Below are 18,618 nucleotides of genomic sequence, written 5' to 3' on the forward strand. Positions count from 1 at the left end.
GTTATCTTTTAGTACAATTGCATTATAACAAGGAAAGATTTGCAGTTCAAATTAAGAGGTCTTAATTATGTTTCAACAAATGCAATATTTTATATCAATCGTAAAAAATCACAGTTTTACCAAGGCTGCAGAGGAATGTAACATTTCCCAATCAGCTATCTCTCAACAAATGAAAGAGTTGGAAGGCAGCCTAGGAATTAAACTTTTAGATCGTAAAGGCCGCAGTTTTGAAGTTACCAAGGCTGGTAAATATTTTTACACGCACAGTCAAGATGTTCTGGACACCGTTGATCAGTTAATCGACAATACTGTCAAAATCGTCAAAGATGAACAAATTGAATTGAAAGTGGGTTACCTACGTAACTTTGGTACAACCGAATTTTTAAAAACAGTTTCACAATTTTCTAAATCATTTCCACAAGTTAAGATAAATATTACTAGTGGCAATCATGAACAATTGTTTGAATTGTTAAAAAATGGTCAGATCGATATGAACTTTTCCGATCAGCGTCGGGCGCTGTCTAATGAGTATGTGAATGAATACTTGACCGACAGTAAGTTTATGTTGGCAGTCAGTCGGTCAGCTTTTGCGGATGAAAACACTCAGATGTACATTGCCAAGTTGGCTGACATTCCGTGTGTCTTAATCGCTGACAATGATCAACGTGAAGCTGATGAATCATATTATCGAGAGATCTTAGGGGTCAAAAGTGATTTTGTTTTGGCGCAAAATTATGATGAAGCTCAGATTCTTGTCGCTTCAAATCAAGGGTACCTGATAGTAAATGACCGTACTCAGAAACAATTGAATTCTGAAATCGTTAAGACATTCGATATGATAAATGGTAAGCAACAGATGATTCAAAAATACTATGCTTATTGGAAGGCTGATAACTCTGGTTACTATATCGAATCGTTTGCGGAATTACTTAAGAAGAGTTTTGCATAAGTAACACTTATCAATGAGTTGCTGATTTGAAATAGCTCTATATCAGTCTGCAGAGTATCATTCTAGTTAATCAAGGAGTGATACTTATGACTGATAAAGAACAAATCATTGAATTATATAGAACAGAAAACCGTGCTATGGTTGCAAAAAACATTAGTAAATTGAATGAAATTTTATTACCATCAATGAATTTGACTCACATGACAGGATATGTGCAGAAAAAACTTGAATGGATCGATCAGATCCAAAACGAACAGATGAAATATTTTGATTCAGTTGAAGATAATATCAAAGATATTAAAATTGATGGCGATAATGCCAGTTTAGTCGGACAAAATCAAGTTAGAGCAAGTGTTTGGGGTGGTGGGATCAATACCTGGCCACTACAGATGAAGATGTATTTTGTTAAAAAGAACGATCAGTGGTTTATTTCTGATCAAGTTGCCAGCACATATTAAAATTATTTCCCCCAAATATTGGTAACGTTTCGTTTTAAATTGTAAGATATTCTTGGATATGGATTACAAATAAAGAATAATTGGGGGAAGTAGTATGAAGGCAACAGTATTTAGAGGACCAGGTAGAGTTGAAATTGAGGATGCACCAAAGCCAACACTTCAAAAGCCAACTGACGTAGTAATCAAGATTATTCGCGCTTGTGTTTGTGGATCAGACTTGTGGTGGTATCGTGGACTTGCTGATCGTCCGATTGGATCAATCGTTGGTCACGAAGCATTAGGTATTATCGATGAAGTCGGTTCAGATGTTACAGATCTCAAGAAGGGCGACTTTGTCATTGTTCCATTTACTTGCGGATGCGGGCACTGTCCAGCATGTTTGGCTGGATTCGATGGCGACTGTATGGATCAAGAACCTGCAGGTAATACTGGCTATCAAGCTGAGTATTTGAGATTTTCTAACGCCAATTGGGCCTTGGTCAAGATTCCTGGCCAACCAAAAGATTATTCAGAAGAAATGCTTAATTCACTATTAACTTTGGCAGATGTCATGGCAACCGGTTATCACGCCGCTAGAACTGCTGAGGTCAAAGACGGTGACACTGTGGTTGTTATGGGTGACGGTGCCGTTGGCTTATGTGGTGTGATTGCGGCCAAACTTCGTGGAGCAAAGCGAATCATTGCTATGAGTCGTCACGAAGATCGCCAAAAGTTAGCCAAAGAATTTGGAGCAACAGATATTGTTCCTGAACGTGGTGATAAAGCGGTTGAGCGCGTTATGGCCTTGACTAATAATGTTGGAGCTGATGCGGTTCTTGAATGCGTCGGAACAGAGCAATCAGTTGATACAGCTGTTAAGGTTGGTCGTCCAGGTGCTGTTGTCGGACGTGTCGGTATTCCTCAAAAGCCTGAAATGAATACTAATAACTTATTCTTCAAGAATATCGGATTACGTGGTGGAATCGCTGCTGTTACTACCTATGATAAGAAAATTCTCTTGGATGCAGTCTTAAAAGGTAAGATCAATCCTGGAAAAGTCTTTACTAAGAAGTTTGCTTTGGATGATATCAAGGCTGCTTATGATGCAATGGATAAGCGTGAAGCTATTAAGTCACTAGTTATTGTTAGTGAAAACTAGAGTGTTAAAAAATCCTCTTCAATTAATTGAAGAGGATTTTTTTATGCTTGCGCGTTAATAGCATCAGCTGTCTCTAACATATGATAGGTTGCTTCAAATACTGGGCAAACATCATTTGGAATCGCGTAGTTATTAGTTGTTTGACGCAATTCGGCAAAGTTATCATCTAAGTTATCTTTGGCATCAAGCGCCAGTTGTAGTTTTACATATTCATCTCTGACATCGAATACTTCGGGATGATTCTTGCCATGCGCATTAGTAATTGCTTTGGTAAAAAACTCTAATTTTTCTTGGCGCTCATCTAAATAATCTTTAACTGCAGTCATTGTAGGAACCTCTTTTCATTTGATAATTCTATTTTAAGAGGTAACGATCTTTTTTAACTTGATTCAAATCAAGAAAAAAGATACCAAAAATTAGTTTCTGGTATCTTTACGTATTTCATGTTTTATTTTTCTAGTTGCAAGTTTCGATGTATCTTCTTTAATAATAGGCTTTTCTAATTCTTGAATTCGATCACGTTCATTTGGTAGTAGGGCAATCATTCGTTCAAAAAAAGTGTTCTTAGATTTTTTATCTAGTGCTTGTTTTGTTTGATAAACGGTACTTCCCTAGCTATTTAATGATCCTAATGATGCTATGGATCTTGCAAGTGCAGTGTTATACATATAGTAAGCCTACTATCTTTTAACTCAAATCTCTATGATATTGCCACATCAAATATATTCCTCCAATAAGGAAGACGATTGAATATTTGAGTAAGAAAAAGATTTGCCACATGTAGGCATGTGGTAAAACAATGTCGCAAATTATATATCCTACAAACATAAATGCAGCAGCACTAGCGATAATTTTGTTAGTATGTTCGTCGCCACTACTAAAAATATTCCAGCCATAAAAGAGATGATACCCTCTCAGGATGATAGCGAAGCTAATAAAGAATAGGACAAAACTACCACCAACAAGTTGGTTCCAGTTGGCAATGGATTCCGCAGCCCATAAATGAAGTGCGGTAAAGAAATTAATGTCGATCATTATTGTTTCCTTCCTCATATTGAAAAATTTCGTTCATTGGTACTTGGAAATAATCTGCGATTCTAAATGCTAACAAGAGTGTAGGGACGTAGTTGCCTTTTTCCATAACAAAAATCGTTTGTTTAGAAACGCCGACTTTGTCTGCCAATTCTTGTTGCGATAGTCGTGCTAGAACTCGATGTTCATAAACCTTATTCGAGATGTTGTCGCCAAAATCTTTTTTCATGTATTTCACCTCATGGATAGATAGTAACTTATAGTTTTATAAAAGTAAAGTAAACTTATACAAATTCAAATTACTGTTTAAATTCAGGTAAACATGTAATAATGTGCTTATGAAATAATTTTGATGAGGGAGAGAGATTATGGCAGACAAAGAATTTACATTGGATGAGTTGAAACAATTTGACGGGCAAAATGGAAACAAGGCTTATGTAGCAATCGATGGTGTTGTTTATGATATGACTAATGTAGGACCATGGGAAGGCGGCAAGCATCATGGTAATGTGGCCGGAAATGATTTGTCAGAAGTGATCCCACATGCTCCACACAAGAAGTCAGTTTTACCTAAGTTGCCGGTTGTTGGAAAATTGATTAAATAGTTTTTGGGGAATCCGTTATTTTTTAGCGGGTTCTTTTTGGTGTTCGATTCTTTTCGCTTCCGATTGTCAGTGACTCCACCTGCTGTGGGACCAGTCCCAGCCTGAGGTGCGGTCTGGGACTTCGACTTTAAGCTTTGCATAGTTCGCAAATCTTAAAGTTTGTCCATTTTGTAAGGCCGGTAAATCACCGACCTAACAAAATTTTCACAGCTGGTTCCTTCACTGACAATCTCCAGCTAGGATATTACGGTTAATCCGATGTGTTGGTACATATGAGAACAGTAGAAGGATTCAGTGGAGTCAGGCAGATATGGTATCCGTGTCGATGCAGTTAGTCAGCGTTTTATGCTGACTTAGTGCATGGGACGATCTTGAAGACGTGATTTTCGGCTTCAAGGCGAGGTCATAGACCGCATTGTGGCTATGACCGTTCCCCACGGATACCATATCTGAATGGCAGAACGGAATAAAAATGCAAATTCACATCATATTATAGAAACTCTAATAAAAGTCGTATAATGGAATACGAATATATTTTTTAAATTACGGAGGAACTTATGACTGGAATTACACATGCTTATGATACATTTCAACCCACACATTACGATATCTTTATAGATATCAATCGTGGAACTAAACAAATTTCTGGAAAATCCGTTATTGACGGTGATGCTAAACAGAAAGATATCTTTATCCAACAAAAGAATATGGAAATTGAATCTGTTCAAGCCGACGGTAACGATGTTCCTTTTGAAGTTGATAATAAAAAAGAAGCTATCAATATTACTTTGCCAAAAGCCGGTGAAACAACTTTGGCTGTCACATATAAAGCTACACTAACTGACTCAATGATGGGAATCTATCCTTCATATTATGAAGTTGATGGCGTTAAGAAAGAAATCATTGGTACACAATTTGAAACAACTTTTGCTCGTCAAGCCTTCCCAAGTGTTGATGAACCTGAAGCTAAGGCTAAGTTCGATCTTGCTATCAAGTTCGATGAGAAACCAGGCGAGACAATTTTGGCCAATATGCCAGAAGTTCGTAAGGAAAATGGTGTGCACTATTTTGACACGACTGTTCGTATGTCGACATATCTTATTGCCTTTGCTTTTGGTGACCTTCAAAGTAAGATCACGACAACTAAGAGCGGTGTAAAAGTTGGTGTCTTCGCTACTAAAGCTCACAAAGCTAATGAATTAGATTTTGCTTTGGATATTGCTAAACGTGCTATCGAATTCTACGAAGATTTCTACCAAACACCTTATCCACTACCACATTCATGGCAATTAGCACTTCCTGACTTTTCAGCTGGTGCAATGGAGAACTGGGGTCTGGTAACTTATCGTGAAGCTTACCTAACACTTGATCCAGATAATACTTCACTCGACACTAAGCAATTAGTTGCCACAGTTATCACTCACGAATTGGCTCACCAATGGTTCGGTGATCTAGTAACTATGAAGTGGTGGGATGACTTATGGTTGAACGAAAGTTTTGCCAATATGATGGAATATGTTTCTGTTGATGCCATTGAACCTGACTGGCATGTATGGGAAATGTTCCAAACTTCAGATGTTCCAGCTGCTTTGCAACGTGATGCTACTGATGGTGTGCAATCAGTTCACGTTGATGTTGAAGATCCAGCTGAGATCGATGCCTTATTCGACAGTGCCATTGTCTATGCTAAGGGTGCCAGAATGCTGGTTATGATGCGTGCCTTGGTCGGTGACGATGCCTTACGTAAGGGATTGAAGAACTACTTTGCCGCACATCAATATAACAATGCTCAAGGTAATGATCTTTGGTCAGCCGTTGGTGAAGCCGCTGGTATGGATATCGGTGGAATTATGAATTCATGGTTACAACAACCTGGTTATCCAGTTGTTAGTGCTTCAGTCGTTGACGGTAAATTAGCATTGTCACAACAACAATTCTTCATTGGTGCTGGTGAGGACAAGGGCCGTCAATGGCAAATCCCTCTAAACGGTAACTACGATGCTGTTCCAACAATTGTGAGTGACAAGACAATCACACTCGGTGATTATGCTGAGCTACGTCAAGCTGCCGGCAAGCCATTCCGTGTCAATGTTGGTAATAATTCACACTTTATCGTTAAGTATGATGATACTTTGCTACAAGATATTTTGGATCATCACGAAGAGCTAGATGCTATTTCACAACTTCAAATCTTACAAGACTTGCGTTTGTTGGCAGAAGGAAAACAAATTTCTTATGCATCAATCGTGCCATTGTTGCCTAAGTTTGCGGACAGCCATTCGACAGTTGTCAATGCTGCTTTGTATCGTGTTGCTAATGACTTGAAGAAGTTTGTTACTCCTGGCTCTGACGAAGAGAAACAACTACAAGTATTGTTTGACAAGTTAAGTGCCAAAGAAGTTGCTAGATTAGGCTGGACTCCAAAAGCCGGTGAATCAAATGATGACCAATTGACTCGTCCGTATGTTTTGAACGCAGCATTGTATGCTAAGAATGCTGATGCAATTGCTTCAGCACATGACTTATTTACAAAGAATGCTAGTGATTTATCAAACTTGTCAGCTGATATTCGTCCATATGTTCTTCGCAATGAAGTTAAGAATTATGGTAGTGCTGACTTGTTCAATAATTTATTGAATGAGTATCGCAAATCATCAGATGCTAGTTATAAACAAGACCTATGTGTTGCTTTGACAGCTACACCTGATGCTAAGCTGATTGCTGAATTGATTGAAAAATTCGAAGATGCTGAAACTATCAAGCCTCAAGACTTACGTGCTTGGTATCGCGGTGTCTTATCAAACGATGAGGGTCAACAAGCTGCTTGGGATTGGATCAGAAATGATTGGCAATGGCTTGATGATACAGTTGGTGGAGATATGGAATTCACAACTTACATCACTGTTACATCAATGGTATTCCACACTCCAGAACGTTTGGCAGAGTTCAAAGCCTTCTTTGAACCTAAGTTGAATACACCTGGTATGACTCGTGAAATCAGCATGGATATCAAGGTTGTTGAAACTCGTGTTGCTTTGATCGAATCTGAAAAAGCTGCGGTTAATGCTGCTGTTGCTGAAATTGTTAAATAAAATATGAATAAATAAATAAGCTTTAGAAATCCTTTTGTGATAGGGTTTCTAAAGCTTTTTTTGTTTACTGAATTTGTAGTTGTATAGCAGCTTTGTGATAATAATAGTTGGTTAGTTCAAAAAAGCAAAAGGAGGAATTTAGAATTAATCAAGCAAAAATGAACGAAGTCATATCTTCTGTAAATACACTGTTAGGGGAATTTAATTCTACATTCTCCGATTCAGCAATTGAAATGGAGATTAAAAAGAAAATTTCGAAAGCATACATATCTATCAACAAGTTGGAATCGACGAAAGAAAAATATAATGAAATTCCACATGCCTTGATTCCGTTGGATGATTTTTTGATGCAGGCGGCAGTTAGTAAGAAATATCACTTCAGCCCGGAACAGGATCGGATAATTAAAGAATACAAACATGCTTATTCCAAATCACATTCGGGTTCACTTGGTGCAGTTTTGAATGCTGCAGCTTTGTTTCATCCTTAAAGGTGTTTGGAAAATAAAAAATCCTAGAAAATCTGTAGTTATACAGACATTTCTAGGATTTTTATTTGTTCTAGTTACTATCACCAAAGATAGAAAGAATGCTCAAGAAAATGTTAATGAAGTCCATTACCAAACTAATTGAGGCTACCAATGCGATAGCACCAAGATTTTCTGAACCTTGAGCATTGGCGTAGATACGTTTGATGTTTTGTGAATCAAAGGCGATGTAGAACAAGAATACAATGATAACAGCGATGTTGACTAGTAGAGCCGCAACAGTACTGTGGAAGATAACAATGTTTAGGAATGAAACAACGATGATTGAGATCAAACCAATCAATAAAGTTCTGTTCCAACTTGTTAAGTCCTTCTTAGTGAAGAAACCAATTCCGGCAGATACGATGAAGATAACCGAAGTTACTGCAAGGGATTGAACGATACTTTGAGCTGAGTACATGTAGAATACGGGAACACCGAAGACTGACATTGTTAGTAAGAATAATACGTAACTGATGAACGTCATTGGATACGATGTTGCCGCAAATCGATTTGCCATATTGATGAATGCAAATGCGACGGCGATTGTTACTAGTGAAAAGATAAGAGCGTGTCCACTCATCATATTCATAATTGCATATGAGAGCGATGTGTTTCTGGCAATAGCATTAGCTGCTACAGTCCAGAAAGCAACACCCAGTCCAGTGTATAAGTACACTAGAGAAGTGAAACGAGCCAAACCAGTGGCTCTTGCTTTGTCTATTGATTGCATTTATTGCCCTCCTTTTAGTATTGAATATTGTAACAAATATGGCGAGGGATTGCAGGGATGAGGAGCATTATATAAGTTAGTTTGTTATATCTTTATACGAATCATTAACCTCATCGTCCATTTGAGTAAATTTATCGTAAAAATTATTATAACTTCCAGTAGGATTAGAAATGTAATCATACATTTTATCTATTTTTTTATATGCATCTTTATATTTGTCAATATCGTAAGAATTAGTATCATTATCATCCATTTTTGTAATATATTCTTTTAACTTTTCTGTTCCTTCTTTTGTGGTATCAATATCTTTCTGATTGTCTTCCACTATTTTATCTACTTCTGTATCTACATCAAAATCACCCTCACTGTCATCTATTGCCTTTCCCCAACTCTTGTATTCCTTATTACCTATAGATTCTAAAGTTACAGCTGTTGCTATATATAAATCGTCAAACTTGTACATGGTTTTGGATACAGTGTTGTCCATTTTTTTAACTAATGTTTCTTCTTTTTGTTTTTGCTGTAGCTCTTTGTGGTATGACACTCCAGTGCCGGTACTCAAAATAATTAAAATTGGTAAAGAAATTATGAGTCCCCATTTTCCCACTTTTAAAACAGTTTTCTTCTTCACGAAAAATCCAATAGACCACGTAATAACAAATCCTAATACTACAAGTCCTATAATTGCTGATGCAATCATTAATGCTAATGTTACTTTGTTCATAAAGCCCTCCAAATATTTAATTCCATTTTTTCTTTCTAATAAAAATTACGTAATTTTGGAAGAAATCATTTTTATTTCTAAAAAGAATTTAAAAAAAGCTAGGTATCATTAGATATCTAGCTAAATATTTTTTGATTTATATTATTTTCCACCATAGCGATACTCGATCCAAGTTAGCACACCAGATAAAATAGCAATCAGCACAATAGCGGCAGCGTGCCAATATTTGTTACGCATGAATATCGCAATGTACTCACGAATGATCGCATTGGGTAAGAAGAATCTAGCAGTATGAGCACCGATGCCATCAGCTTTTAGACCAGCTTGCTTAGCAACCATTCCGGCACGGAAGGTATGATAGCCGTTAGTCACGAAGATAGTTTTAGGATTATCGGTTTTTTCCTTTTCAATCAATTTCTTAGAGTACAACATATTTTGATAAGTATTCTTCGATTCGGTCTCGGCAAGTCCATCAATTTCTGGCAGGCCTTGTTTCAGAGCATAACCAAGCATGGCTGTACCTTCAGGCAACTTTTCATCGCCACCTTGACCACCAGAAAAAATCATTTTGGCAACTTTACCGGTTTTTTTGATTTGTTTCTTATAAAACGCCAAGCCACGATCGATTCTCTGTGCCAATAATGGAGAAACTCGGTCACCATTCAACAATCCAGCTCCAAGAACGATTACGTAATCTTGGTTGTATTTTGGATGGTTAAATTGGTATAAGACCAACATGGTCAAGTAATTGTAGAACCAGAACAGTACATAGAACAGTATCATATTTGAAGTTAGTACTATATAAGATGCGGCCGCGGCTGGTAAGTGTTCAGTTAGCCAATTGTCAAAGAATGGTAGGATCAAAATTGCTATTCCTAATACTAATGTCAGCATATTAGCTAACGAATGGCTCTCGCGTTTCCAGACGATCCATGCATTCCACAGTAATAGCAGTGCTTGAAGTGCAAACATGAAGCCCACTAGCATTATGAAGACTACAAAAATCGCTACACTGGCTATTATCAGTGGGTGATTGTCAGTTCCCAGAATTGTCATTGCGAGAACTGGTAAGAATGTGTACAAAAATAAATTGAACCAAATTCCGTTACTTAATCGACGTTTTTCTCGATGATAAACAAAAGTAAAACATCCCCCGAAGAACAATGGTACTAGCCAAAGCCAGTAGAGTACGGCGGGTATTGGAACCCAAGCCTGTTGATTCATATTAGCCCCTCCCTGAACTAAATAATTATTGCATTATTTTTAAGCATATCATAAATATTGTTAAACGAAAAAATACCGAACTCCTAGTAGGGGTTCGGCATTTTTATAATTATAAACTATTCTTTAACTTCATCTTGTGCATGTTTCAAAGCATCGCTGACGGCCTCTTTGATAGCCCGGCTCGATGCGGAAGCACCAGAGATAGCATCGACATCAACTGAGTTTTTAGCGACAATATCCTTTGGCAATTGTTCAACAGCTTGTTTGCCATAGTCATCGGATTCGCTCTGTTTCAAAACTTCGACGTTTTTAATATCGTTATTTTCATCAACAGTTACACGAACGACGATTTCATTGCCCATGCCGGCAGTTGATTTACCAATATATTGGTTAGGCCCAGCTTCAAAATTTTCTTCGACAATATCTGAACCCAATCCGGCGGTACCATTGTTATGAATGCTTGCGGATGTTTCAGCATCGTATCCAGTTAAATCAGCAGTGACACCTTTGGCGGCATTGTCACCAGCAATTTTACCGATGATCAAATCTTCAGCAAGGTTGCTACCACCGTTGTACTTGCGTCCCATCATACTACCTAGTTCTCCGGCAGCGAATAGGTGAGGGATGATATTACCATCGACATCAACAACCTCAGCCTTGGCGTTATGAACTGGTCCGCCTTGAGTATTTAATAGTCCTTGAACCATTGCAATAGCATAATATGGTCCATCATCGAACCCAGTTAATGTATCGGCATCACGATTAAAGGCATAGTCGCGTTTAATTTCAGCGAAGTGGTTAAAGTCATCAATAGTGCCTTGTAGTTTGTCCTCGTCAGCACCTATCTTATCAGCTAGTTCTGATAAGGTATCAGCCTTAACAGCTAACTTCAAGAATTCAGGATAAGGTGCATTCTTGTCGTTTGATAGTTCATTGAACTTTTTGGCATCGAAGATAACATAAGGATGCAATTGAGCATTTAAGATACGCCATTGTCCGTGATCTTGAATGTGTCCGTGTCTGTGCATCTCATTCTCATCAAAGTAACGAGTTCCATCGTCACCGACAACGATAATGCTGCCCTGATGGAAGGCTGGCCAATCAAATGGTAAGAATTGTGAACGTTGACCGTCTTCAGGTTTTGGGGTCAGTCCATGGAAGATACCGTAAGCTTCATAGTTGGCCATGTTGTACATCTTAGCACCAACATCTTGCGCCATAGTTACACCGGCACCCTTGTTATATAGGGAACCTATGGGGTTCAAACTAGTTTCACCTAAGTATGTTTCAACCATTTGAGGATTATTTTCGAAGCCACCAGTCGTCATAACAACACCATTGTTGACTTTGATATCAAGTAACTTGCCATCACGTTCGATTTGAACACCAATGATTTCTTTGCTGTTCTCATCTTGGATCAAGTGCTTGGCAGGAGTTTCGTATAGTACATCGATCTTGTCTGCACGGTCGATAACCTGTTGTCTTAAGTTCTTCCAGAGTGCTGAGTCAGCGACGCCTTCGTGCAGTGCAACTAACTCGTGAGTTGCTTGACCAGGTAGTTCAGGGTATTCGTGAGCCATGAAGTAGAGTGCCTTAGAAACAGGTGAATCAGGATGCTGTCCCATAATAAATGGTTTAACGTCCAAATATTTTTCTAAGAATTCCGGAATGTGATATAGTCCCTCGGCATAGGTGTCCATCAGTTCTTTGTCGTATGAGAGTGGATAAGCAAGACTGTCATAGTATTTTTTCAAGTCATCGAGATCGTCACCTGATGAAATAACTTGTCCAGCATAGCGAGTATTACCGCCCTCATGGCCTTCTGGAGCTGAATCAACTAGCAATACCTTGGCACCATTATCAGCCGCAAATCTAGCTGCAGTGGCACCGGCACCACCGAAGCCTAATACAGCAACATTGTACGTTGCGTCCCAACTTGTATATCTATCTTTGAACATTTCCTTCACTCCTTTTTTGTAATCTGTATACGATTAGTATAAATCTATTTACAATTTGTAGTAACGATTACTGGAATTTTGAATGTTAAGAGTTTGGATACAAAAAGACATCAGAAACGTAATAGTTTCTGATGTCTTTTTTAGGGAAGGATCGTATTTAATTACAAAATTTGAATATGGTTTTCATAACATTTATCGATCATATCTTGTGGCCATACACTGGCTTGAACTTCACCAACGTGAGCCTTGCCAAGTAGTAACATACATAGACGTGATTGTCCGATACCACCACCGATTGTGTAAGGTAGCTCACCTTTTTCAAGCATTTGGTGATATGGAAGTTTGAGACGATCTTCGGCGTTAGCGTCTTTTAATTGTGCCTTCATTGATTCTTCACTGACACGGATACCCATACTTGAGATTTCAAGTGCCATTTGTAGAGGTTCGTACCAGAATAAGATATCGCCGTTTAGTTTCCAGTCATCATAATCAGGGGCACGGCCGTCATGACGTTTTCCTGATTTCATTTTGCCACCGATTTGCATTAAGAAGACACAACCAAGTTCTTTGGTAATGGCATTCTCACGTTCTTTAGGCGTCATGTCTGGGAATCTGTCTTCTAGTTCTTGAGTTGTAACGAAGTGAATTTCGTCTGGTAAGTGATAAACAGCTTCGGGGAATTTGTACCAAACTTCGTGTTCCATATGTTTGATAACTTTGAAGATGTCGCGAACAGTACTCTTTAGAGTATCGATGTTACGTTCATCTTTGGAGATGATCTTCTCCCAGTCCCATTGATCGACGTAGATTGAGTGGATGTTGTCCAAGTCTTCGTCTTTACGGATGGCGTTCATGTTTGTGTAGAGACCTTCATGCATTCCGAAACCATAACGTTTCAAAGCAACACGCTTCCACTTAGCAAGTGAGTGAACGATTTCGATAGTTTGGTCAGGCATATCTTTCATGTCGAATGAAACAGGTTTTTCAACACCGTTCAAGTTATCGTTCAAACCAGTTGATTTTTCAACGAACATTGGTGCTGATAGACGTGAAAGGTTAAGTTCCTTACCGAATTCATCCTGGAATGTTTCACGGATGTAGCGGATAGCTTTTTGTGTATCGATGATTGATAGTTTTGGATCATATGATTCTGGAATTGTTAGATGCATAAGATTATCTCCCTTGGTTTGTAGTTGATTGATAGAAGACGGGCAACAAAAAAAGTCTTCCATCCCTAATAAAAGGGACGAAAGACTTTCGCGGTACCACCCAAGTTGCTTATGTAAAATAAGCCACCTCAATAAGAGTACAAAACTGCTATACTCTGCCGATGGTAACGTACCGGTTACGTCTAAACCTACTTTGGACAAGCCATTTCAGCTAGAAACATAAGAAAGTGTTATTCGGATGATTCAAGCACTGGTTGGGTTCTCACTAATCCCAATTCACTGTCAGGCTGAAAGGTCTTACTCTTCTTTCTTGTCGTCTTTATCTTGTGACACTTATAATAAGCATTTGTTTTTAAAAAGTAAAGCCTAAATTAAAAGAATACTAATAAATTTCAAATATTTGTAATTGGTTTGTATTGATAGGACCTACTATGTCAAGGTTGAGGACGTTTTTTGAAGTATTAGTATAATCAAATAATTTTATTTATTATAGATATTCTTCAATCCAGCAACATCGTCTTCAGACAATGATTTAACCCCCTGATTAGTAGTACATGATCGAGCTAGTTTCAGTACTGTGGTTCAATCCTAAGGCGTGTCCGAGCTCATGCATCGTGACTGAGTCGCTGACTGATTCAGGATAAGTCATATTGATCTTGGCTGAAGCATGGTTAATAGCTGCCTTAGATGGATCATTAGTCTTATAAGTCAATTCAGGGCCACCCGTTCCGAGTTCTAATGTCTGGGCACGTTGTCCCTCGTCTTTGTAATAAACTGAGAAGGCTACTGTGTTGACACTGGAATTACCTTTACCTGCGATCAATTTGACGACACCTGTTTGGTTGTAGGCATAGATAGCGTCATTGAAAGCCTGGCGAGCTGCCTTAGGTGTTTTTTTGGTGAAGTGATAGTAGTAAACATTACCTAGAACAAATTTGTTTACCATCGAGAATGCCGGAGTACCATTGGCCGATCCAGTCTGTTTATCTTGGGATGTAGCCGTTTCTTGTTTGGTCGTATCCTCAGTAGCAGTATTCGTAGAGTTAGTTAGTGACTTGATTTTTGGAACATATTCGTCGAAGGCTGACTCTAGGTAGTTTTTTGACTTGGATAAATTAGTAACGATTTGTGCTTGCAGAGTTGTGGGAAGAACGTCGGTATATTCAGCTAAAAATATTCCACTCAAAACAAATAACAGCACTAATGACGTAATGTGTCTTCTCATTTATAACTTCTTTCCTTAGACATTTGTCTACATAGTCTACAAGTAAAGTTAATGATTGTCTATTGATTTAATATTACAAATATTTAACAAAGATATCTTTGTACATGTCGATAAATTTTAGATACATTTCTTTATTAACGTATTCATTAACTTGGTGCGGTGTGTCGTTTCCTGGACCAAACATGACGAAGGCAAAATCGTCTGGTTTGTCACGTAAGAACATTGCGGCATCAGTCGTTCCAGCTACACCGTACTTGCCGACATCGAGGCCGGTATGATCTTTGGCTACTTCGCCAGCAATTTTTAGTAGTTTGGAATCCTTGGCAGCTTTAACAGGATTCAATTTCATAATGACTTTGATACTCAAATGATAGTCGTTGTTTGCGGAGTTTAATTTGTCTACTAATGATTGAATGTCGCTCAAAACTTGATCACTAGTGTATTCAGGCAAAGTTCGAGAGTTTATTTCTGCTTCAGCGTGGCCGGGGATGGCATTAACTTGAGTTCCGCCCTTGATAGTCGTGACGTTGAAGATGAAATCACCCATAACGGGATCACTCTTACCAGTATCCTTGAATTGAGAATTGGCTTGAGATAAGAAGTCCAATAAGTGGTCGATAGCATTATTACCAGAGTCAGGCATGGAACTGTGAGCGGCCTTACCCTCGGAAGTAACTTTGATATCGAGTGAACCCATGTGTGTATAAACGAAGTTATAACCGCCTGGTTCACCGATCAATAAAGCGTCGGCATCGTCCATATACCCTTGAGTAGTTAGTTGGTCAGCACCGTATTCACCGACTTCTTCGGCAATGGTTGCCAATAATCTGACAGTACCAGACTTGGGATGATTATTTTCGTGAAGCTCGATCATGGCGATAACTAATGCGGCCAGACCACTCTTCATATCGACAGCACCAAGACCATAAAGGTTGCCGTCTCTTTCTGTAAGCTTATGTGGATCAGTGTCCCATTCTTTAATATCACCAGCATCGACTGTATCCATGTGACCACTGACAGCCAGCACTGGTTTTCCAGAACCGATTTCCGCTACTAAGTTGTAACGAGTATCCGAGTACTTGATCATCTGCGATTGAATACCGTGATTAGAAAGCAAGTTTTGGAGATATTCCGCAACTTCTTTTTCATTATCGTTAGCCGTATTGATAGCAACTAGGTCAGATAAAACTTGAATTTTTTCTGTCTCGTCCATTGTTTGGACTCCTTTGAAATATGTATTTGGAACAGTTCACATATGATAATTGTAATACATAATTTGTCTGGGAACTAAAAAAGGTCGCCATCAAAAAAGATGGTGACCTATTTAATTAATCATTCAAGTTGTATCTAAGTTTCATATGTTCAGAACCCATGATGACCATATCGCCGAGTAACTTAGTTTGGAGTTTCAAAGCTGTGTCAGCTAATTTCTTATTAGCATCTTCAAGGGCTTTAGAAACATCTGCACCATTAATTGCGGCATCGGTCTCGTTTTGAATCTTACGATATGCACTCATGGCATCGAGTTCATAATCGTTACGCATGTCGACGTATAAGTCATAGTCAGTATCGCCAAGTAGAGCAGTTGTTGTGCTCAACCAGTACATGTTGTTCAGATCAAAAGTTCCAGTGGCATCTTTGTAAGGTGCTGGTGTGTCATTGATGTTTGTGTAGAAAGGAACAACGGTATTGAAGGTATTAGCACCATAGGCTAGCCATTGTACACCAGCAATTTCAGCGGGTACGTTGTTTCTAACTTGGAGGATGTGGACGTTGTGGTTACGGTTGATACCGATTGGACGGAATAATTTCTTATCAGCTTCAGAACCATTACCATAAGGGTCGTACTTAGTGTTTTCAAAATGAGAGCTCAGTACGAACTTCACATCTTCAATTGAGATCTTACGATTTGCATGACAGATGAATGGTAGATCTTGTTCCATTGGATCTTGTGTAATCTCAGGATTGAAGTATTGTTGACCATACCAAGTACGAGGATTGTTGTAGACAGTATCTTTGATCGTGGCACTACCAAAGATATGACGTAAGTTGTATTTGCCATCTAAGTCGGGATTAAGATTGTATTTTTCAATCATATCCTTTAAGTCAGCTGAACTCATTGTGTCATCAGAGTCAAAGTCAAAATTGTCAATGTTCATACGATTTGGAGCAACGACGTAGGCATCGTCAGGAATACGTTCAGCGGCCCAGTGATGTCCACCGATAGTTTCTAACCACCAAACTTCTTGATTGTCAGAGAAGGCAATTCCGTTTGTTTCATATGTTCCGTATTTTGCAACGATATCACCGAGGCGTTGTACACCTTCGCGAGCACTGTGAACATAAGGTAGGACTAATGTTACTAAGTCTTCTTCACCAACACCGCCGTCAACTAGTGGATCAGCACCAAGAACGCGTGAGTTAGTTGTAATTGTTTCAGTCGCCGACATAGTGACGTTGTCACTGTTGATACCAGCAGCTGGCCAAATACCGTTGTCTAAAATGGCATTAGGGATAGATGTGTAACGCATTGGATCATCAGGCAAGTCGATTTCGACCTTGCTGATAACAGATTGATAGTGTCTAGGCTGGTCATCTGGTTGAACGACTACGAAACGTTGAGGATCAAGGGCCTCATGACCATCGTCATTTCTTGAGATAATCGTTGAGCCATCGATGGAGGCATCTTTACCGACTAGGATCGTTGTACATGAACCTTGGATTCTTTTTTTCATTATGAAGGAACACTCCTTTTTTGAGATTATTAGATTCCATTATAACCTTTTTAATAAAACTTCGAAATTAATTGCTACGGAAGTACATTTAAAATATTTAAATTATTTTATATGAATATATATAATTTTATTATCATACAGTACAATATGATTCATGTGGTTTAAAAAAGGGGACTTTCATTTATTGAACTAGATTATTACAGACGATTAGTTTTTGAATATGAAATCAAGTTTTGAAAGAGGTAAAAAATGATTGCATTTAAGAGAGTATTACTCCATGTGGTATAAAAATAAAAAACTAACTACATGGAGATAAAAATGAAAAATATATATGATAATGAAGAGTTTTTTGAAAAATACAGTCAAATGAATCGTAGCAAAAATGGCTTGTCTGGTGCTGGTGAATGGAGTACCTTAAAACCAATTTTACCTGACTTTGAAGGCAAAGTAGTTCTTGATCTTGGCTGCGGTTATGGCTGGCATGACCGCTATGCAATTGAACAAGGTGCTGACACGGTTGTCGGAGTAGATATGTCCGAGAAAATGCTTGAAGTAGCTCGAGCTAAAACAGAGACTGACAAAATCGTTTATGTGCATGATGATATTTCCAAGATAAACTTTGCTGATAATAAATTTGATATCGTGATCAGTTTCCTGGCCTTACACTACGTTGAGTCGTTCGAGGAGGTCGTTCAAAAAATAAGTAAGTATCTTAAACCTAATGGAATCTTGGTCTTTTCAGTTGAACATCCAATTTTTACCGCTCAAGGTAGTGAGGAATGGGACTATGATGCCGATGGCCAAATAAAGGACTTCCCGGTTGATAATTACTTCTATGAAGGCAAGAGAGAAACAGATTTCTTAGGTGAGACGGTGGTCAAATATCATAAGACCTTAACTACTTATTTGGATGGTCTTTTGACGAATGATTTTCAGATAAGTCGAGTTGTGGAACCAATGCCTCCGAAGGGTATGATGAATATTCCCGGAATGAAGGACGAAATGCGCCGCCCAATGATGCTGATTGTATCCGCAGTTAATAAAAAGTATTA

Annotated in this window: 18 protein-coding genes; 7 read left to right on the plus strand and 11 right to left on the minus strand. The window is 38.5% G+C overall.

Annotated features, from left to right (window positions below):
• The first annotated feature begins 67 nt into the window (after positions 1 to 67).
• The 3 genes from JCM14932_RS02475 (at position 68) to JCM14932_RS02485 (ending at position 2,545) form a co-directional block, all read left to right on the plus strand.
• Positions 68 to 949: a LysR family transcriptional regulator gene (locus JCM14932_RS02475; protein WP_025023470.1), complete on the plus strand. Its 882-nt coding sequence runs from the start codon at positions 68 to 70 to the stop codon at positions 947 to 949.
• A gap of 86 nt (positions 950 to 1,035) precedes the next feature.
• Entirely contained in the window at positions 1,036 to 1,407 is a 372-nt protein-coding gene (locus JCM14932_RS02480) for a nuclear transport factor 2 family protein (protein WP_025023471.1), read from the plus strand.
• 94 nt (positions 1,408 to 1,501) lie between these two features.
• Complete coding sequence (locus JCM14932_RS02485; protein ID WP_025023472.1) at positions 1,502 to 2,545, plus strand: zinc-dependent alcohol dehydrogenase family protein; 1,044 nt, start codon at positions 1,502 to 1,504, stop codon at positions 2,543 to 2,545.
• 41 nt (positions 2,546 to 2,586) lie between these two features.
• On the opposite strand, the gene JCM14932_RS02490 is transcribed toward JCM14932_RS02485, so the two are convergent.
• The 3 genes from JCM14932_RS02490 to JCM14932_RS02500 all read right to left on the minus strand — a co-directional run bounded on the left by JCM14932_RS02490 (position 2,587) and on the right by JCM14932_RS02500 (position 3,806).
• Positions 2,587 to 2,871 (minus strand): hypothetical protein, encoded by a 285-nt coding sequence (locus tag JCM14932_RS02490; protein ID WP_025023473.1) that lies wholly within the window; start codon positions 2,869 to 2,871, stop codon positions 2,587 to 2,589.
• Between the two features lie 361 nt (positions 2,872 to 3,232).
• On the minus strand, positions 3,233 to 3,580 hold the full coding sequence (locus JCM14932_RS02495; protein WP_025023474.1) for a hypothetical protein: 348 nt from the start codon (positions 3,578 to 3,580) through the stop codon (positions 3,233 to 3,235).
• Positions 3,567 to 3,806: a helix-turn-helix transcriptional regulator gene (locus JCM14932_RS02500; protein WP_025023475.1), complete on the minus strand. Its 240-nt coding sequence runs from the start codon at positions 3,804 to 3,806 to the stop codon at positions 3,567 to 3,569. Before JCM14932_RS02500 ends, JCM14932_RS02495 begins: the two co-directional genes overlap by 14 nt.
• Before the next feature lie 139 nt (positions 3,807 to 3,945).
• Between JCM14932_RS02500 and JCM14932_RS02505 the strand changes: the two genes are divergently transcribed.
• From JCM14932_RS02505 to JCM14932_RS14295, 3 genes are all read left to right on the plus strand, one after another.
• Positions 3,946 to 4,182 carry a cytochrome b5 domain-containing protein gene (locus JCM14932_RS02505; RefSeq protein WP_025023476.1) on the plus strand — a complete coding sequence of 79 codons (237 nt, stop codon included), beginning with the start codon at positions 3,946 to 3,948 and terminating at the stop codon, positions 4,180 to 4,182.
• Between the two features lie 557 nt (positions 4,183 to 4,739).
• On the plus strand, positions 4,740 to 7,274 hold the full coding sequence (locus JCM14932_RS02510; RefSeq protein WP_025023477.1) for a M1 family metallopeptidase: 2,535 nt from the start codon (positions 4,740 to 4,742) through the stop codon (positions 7,272 to 7,274).
• Positions 7,275 to 7,381: 107 nt separating this feature from the next.
• Positions 7,382 to 7,762, plus strand: coding sequence for a hypothetical protein (locus JCM14932_RS14295; RefSeq protein ID WP_155832057.1), 381 nt, complete (start codon positions 7,382 to 7,384; stop codon positions 7,760 to 7,762).
• Between the two features lie 70 nt (positions 7,763 to 7,832).
• Here JCM14932_RS14295 and JCM14932_RS02520 read toward each other — a convergent pair whose 3' ends face one another.
• From JCM14932_RS02520 to JCM14932_RS02555, 8 genes are all read right to left on the minus strand, one after another.
• On the minus strand, positions 7,833 to 8,531 hold the full coding sequence (locus JCM14932_RS02520) for a Bax inhibitor-1 family protein (RefSeq protein WP_025023479.1): 699 nt from the start codon (positions 8,529 to 8,531) through the stop codon (positions 7,833 to 7,835).
• A 76-nt stretch (positions 8,532 to 8,607) separates the two neighbouring features.
• On the minus strand, positions 8,608 to 9,255 hold the full coding sequence (locus tag JCM14932_RS02525; RefSeq protein ID WP_025023480.1) for a hypothetical protein: 648 nt from the start codon (positions 9,253 to 9,255) through the stop codon (positions 8,608 to 8,610).
• A 141-nt stretch (positions 9,256 to 9,396) separates the two neighbouring features.
• Positions 9,397 to 10,479 (minus strand): YdcF family protein, encoded by a 1,083-nt coding sequence (locus JCM14932_RS02530; RefSeq protein WP_025023481.1) that lies wholly within the window; start codon positions 10,477 to 10,479, stop codon positions 9,397 to 9,399.
• A gap of 116 nt (positions 10,480 to 10,595) precedes the next feature.
• A complete protein-coding gene (locus JCM14932_RS02535; RefSeq protein ID WP_025023482.1) occupies positions 10,596 to 12,437 on the minus strand; it encodes an FAD-binding protein in 1,842 nt (613 codons plus the stop codon).
• A 161-nt stretch (positions 12,438 to 12,598) separates the two neighbouring features.
• Positions 12,599 to 13,606 carry an aspartate--ammonia ligase gene (gene asnA, locus JCM14932_RS02540; protein ID WP_025023483.1) on the minus strand — a complete coding sequence of 336 codons (1,008 nt, stop codon included), beginning with the start codon at positions 13,604 to 13,606 and terminating at the stop codon, positions 12,599 to 12,601.
• Between the two features lie 544 nt (positions 13,607 to 14,150).
• Positions 14,151 to 14,831: a matrixin family metalloprotease gene (locus JCM14932_RS14300; RefSeq protein WP_051528054.1), complete on the minus strand. Its 681-nt coding sequence runs from the start codon at positions 14,829 to 14,831 to the stop codon at positions 14,151 to 14,153.
• Positions 14,832 to 14,904: 73 nt separating this feature from the next.
• A complete protein-coding gene (locus JCM14932_RS02550) occupies positions 14,905 to 16,044 on the minus strand; it encodes an ArgE/DapE family deacylase (RefSeq protein WP_025023484.1) in 1,140 nt (379 codons plus the stop codon).
• A 115-nt stretch (positions 16,045 to 16,159) separates the two neighbouring features.
• Entirely contained in the window at positions 16,160 to 17,566 is a 1,407-nt protein-coding gene (locus tag JCM14932_RS02555) for a C69 family dipeptidase (protein WP_025023485.1), read from the minus strand.
• A gap of 318 nt (positions 17,567 to 17,884) precedes the next feature.
• On the opposite strand from JCM14932_RS02555, the gene JCM14932_RS02560 reads away from it, so the two are divergent.
• Positions 17,885 to 18,618, plus strand: a 734-nt coding sequence (locus tag JCM14932_RS02560) for a class I SAM-dependent methyltransferase (RefSeq protein ID WP_025023486.1), incomplete at its 3' end; no start/stop codon positions are given.

This window comes from Companilactobacillus nodensis DSM 19682 = JCM 14932 = NBRC 107160 (assembly GCF_000615905.1).
Classification (GTDB): domain Bacteria; phylum Bacillota; class Bacilli; order Lactobacillales; family Lactobacillaceae; genus Companilactobacillus; species Companilactobacillus nodensis.

Excerpts from the sequence above, each read along its gene's own strand:
- JCM14932_RS02475 (WP_025023470.1), top strand. The coding sequence starts at position 68 with ATGTTTCAACAAATGCAATATTTTATATCAATCGTAAAAAATCACAGT.
- JCM14932_RS02480 (WP_025023471.1), top strand. The coding sequence starts at position 1,036 with ATGACTGATAAAGAACAAATCATTGAATTATATAGAACAGAAAACCGT.
- JCM14932_RS02485 (WP_025023472.1), top strand. The coding sequence starts at position 1,502 with ATGAAGGCAACAGTATTTAGAGGACCAGGTAGAGTTGAAATTGAGGAT.
- JCM14932_RS02490 (WP_025023473.1), bottom strand. The coding sequence starts at position 2,871 with ATGACTGCAGTTAAAGATTATTTAGATGAGCGCCAAGAAAAATTAGAG.
- JCM14932_RS02495 (WP_025023474.1), bottom strand. The coding sequence starts at position 3,580 with ATGATCGACATTAATTTCTTTACCGCACTTCATTTATGGGCTGCGGAA.
- JCM14932_RS02500 (WP_025023475.1), bottom strand. The coding sequence starts at position 3,806 with ATGAAAAAAGATTTTGGCGACAACATCTCGAATAAGGTTTATGAACAT.
- JCM14932_RS02505 (WP_025023476.1), top strand. The coding sequence starts at position 3,946 with ATGGCAGACAAAGAATTTACATTGGATGAGTTGAAACAATTTGACGGG.
- JCM14932_RS02510 (WP_025023477.1), top strand. The coding sequence starts at position 4,740 with ATGACTGGAATTACACATGCTTATGATACATTTCAACCCACACATTAC.
- JCM14932_RS02520 (WP_025023479.1), bottom strand. The coding sequence starts at position 8,531 with ATGCAATCAATAGACAAAGCAAGAGCCACTGGTTTGGCTCGTTTCACT.
- JCM14932_RS02525 (WP_025023480.1), bottom strand. The coding sequence starts at position 9,255 with ATGAACAAAGTAACATTAGCATTAATGATTGCATCAGCAATTATAGGA.
- JCM14932_RS02530 (WP_025023481.1), bottom strand. The coding sequence starts at position 10,479 with ATGAATCAACAGGCTTGGGTTCCAATACCCGCCGTACTCTACTGGCTT.
- JCM14932_RS02535 (WP_025023482.1), bottom strand. The coding sequence starts at position 12,437 with ATGTTCAAAGATAGATATACAAGTTGGGACGCAACGTACAATGTTGCT.
- asnA (WP_025023483.1), bottom strand. The coding sequence starts at position 13,606 with ATGCATCTAACAATTCCAGAATCATATGATCCAAAACTATCAATCATC.
- JCM14932_RS14300 (WP_051528054.1), bottom strand. The coding sequence starts at position 14,831 with ATGAGAAGACACATTACGTCATTAGTGCTGTTATTTGTTTTGAGTGGA.
- JCM14932_RS02550 (WP_025023484.1), bottom strand. The coding sequence starts at position 16,044 with ATGGACGAGACAGAAAAAATTCAAGTTTTATCTGACCTAGTTGCTATC.
- JCM14932_RS02555 (WP_025023485.1), bottom strand. The coding sequence starts at position 17,566 with ATGAAAAAAAGAATCCAAGGTTCATGTACAACGATCCTAGTCGGTAAA.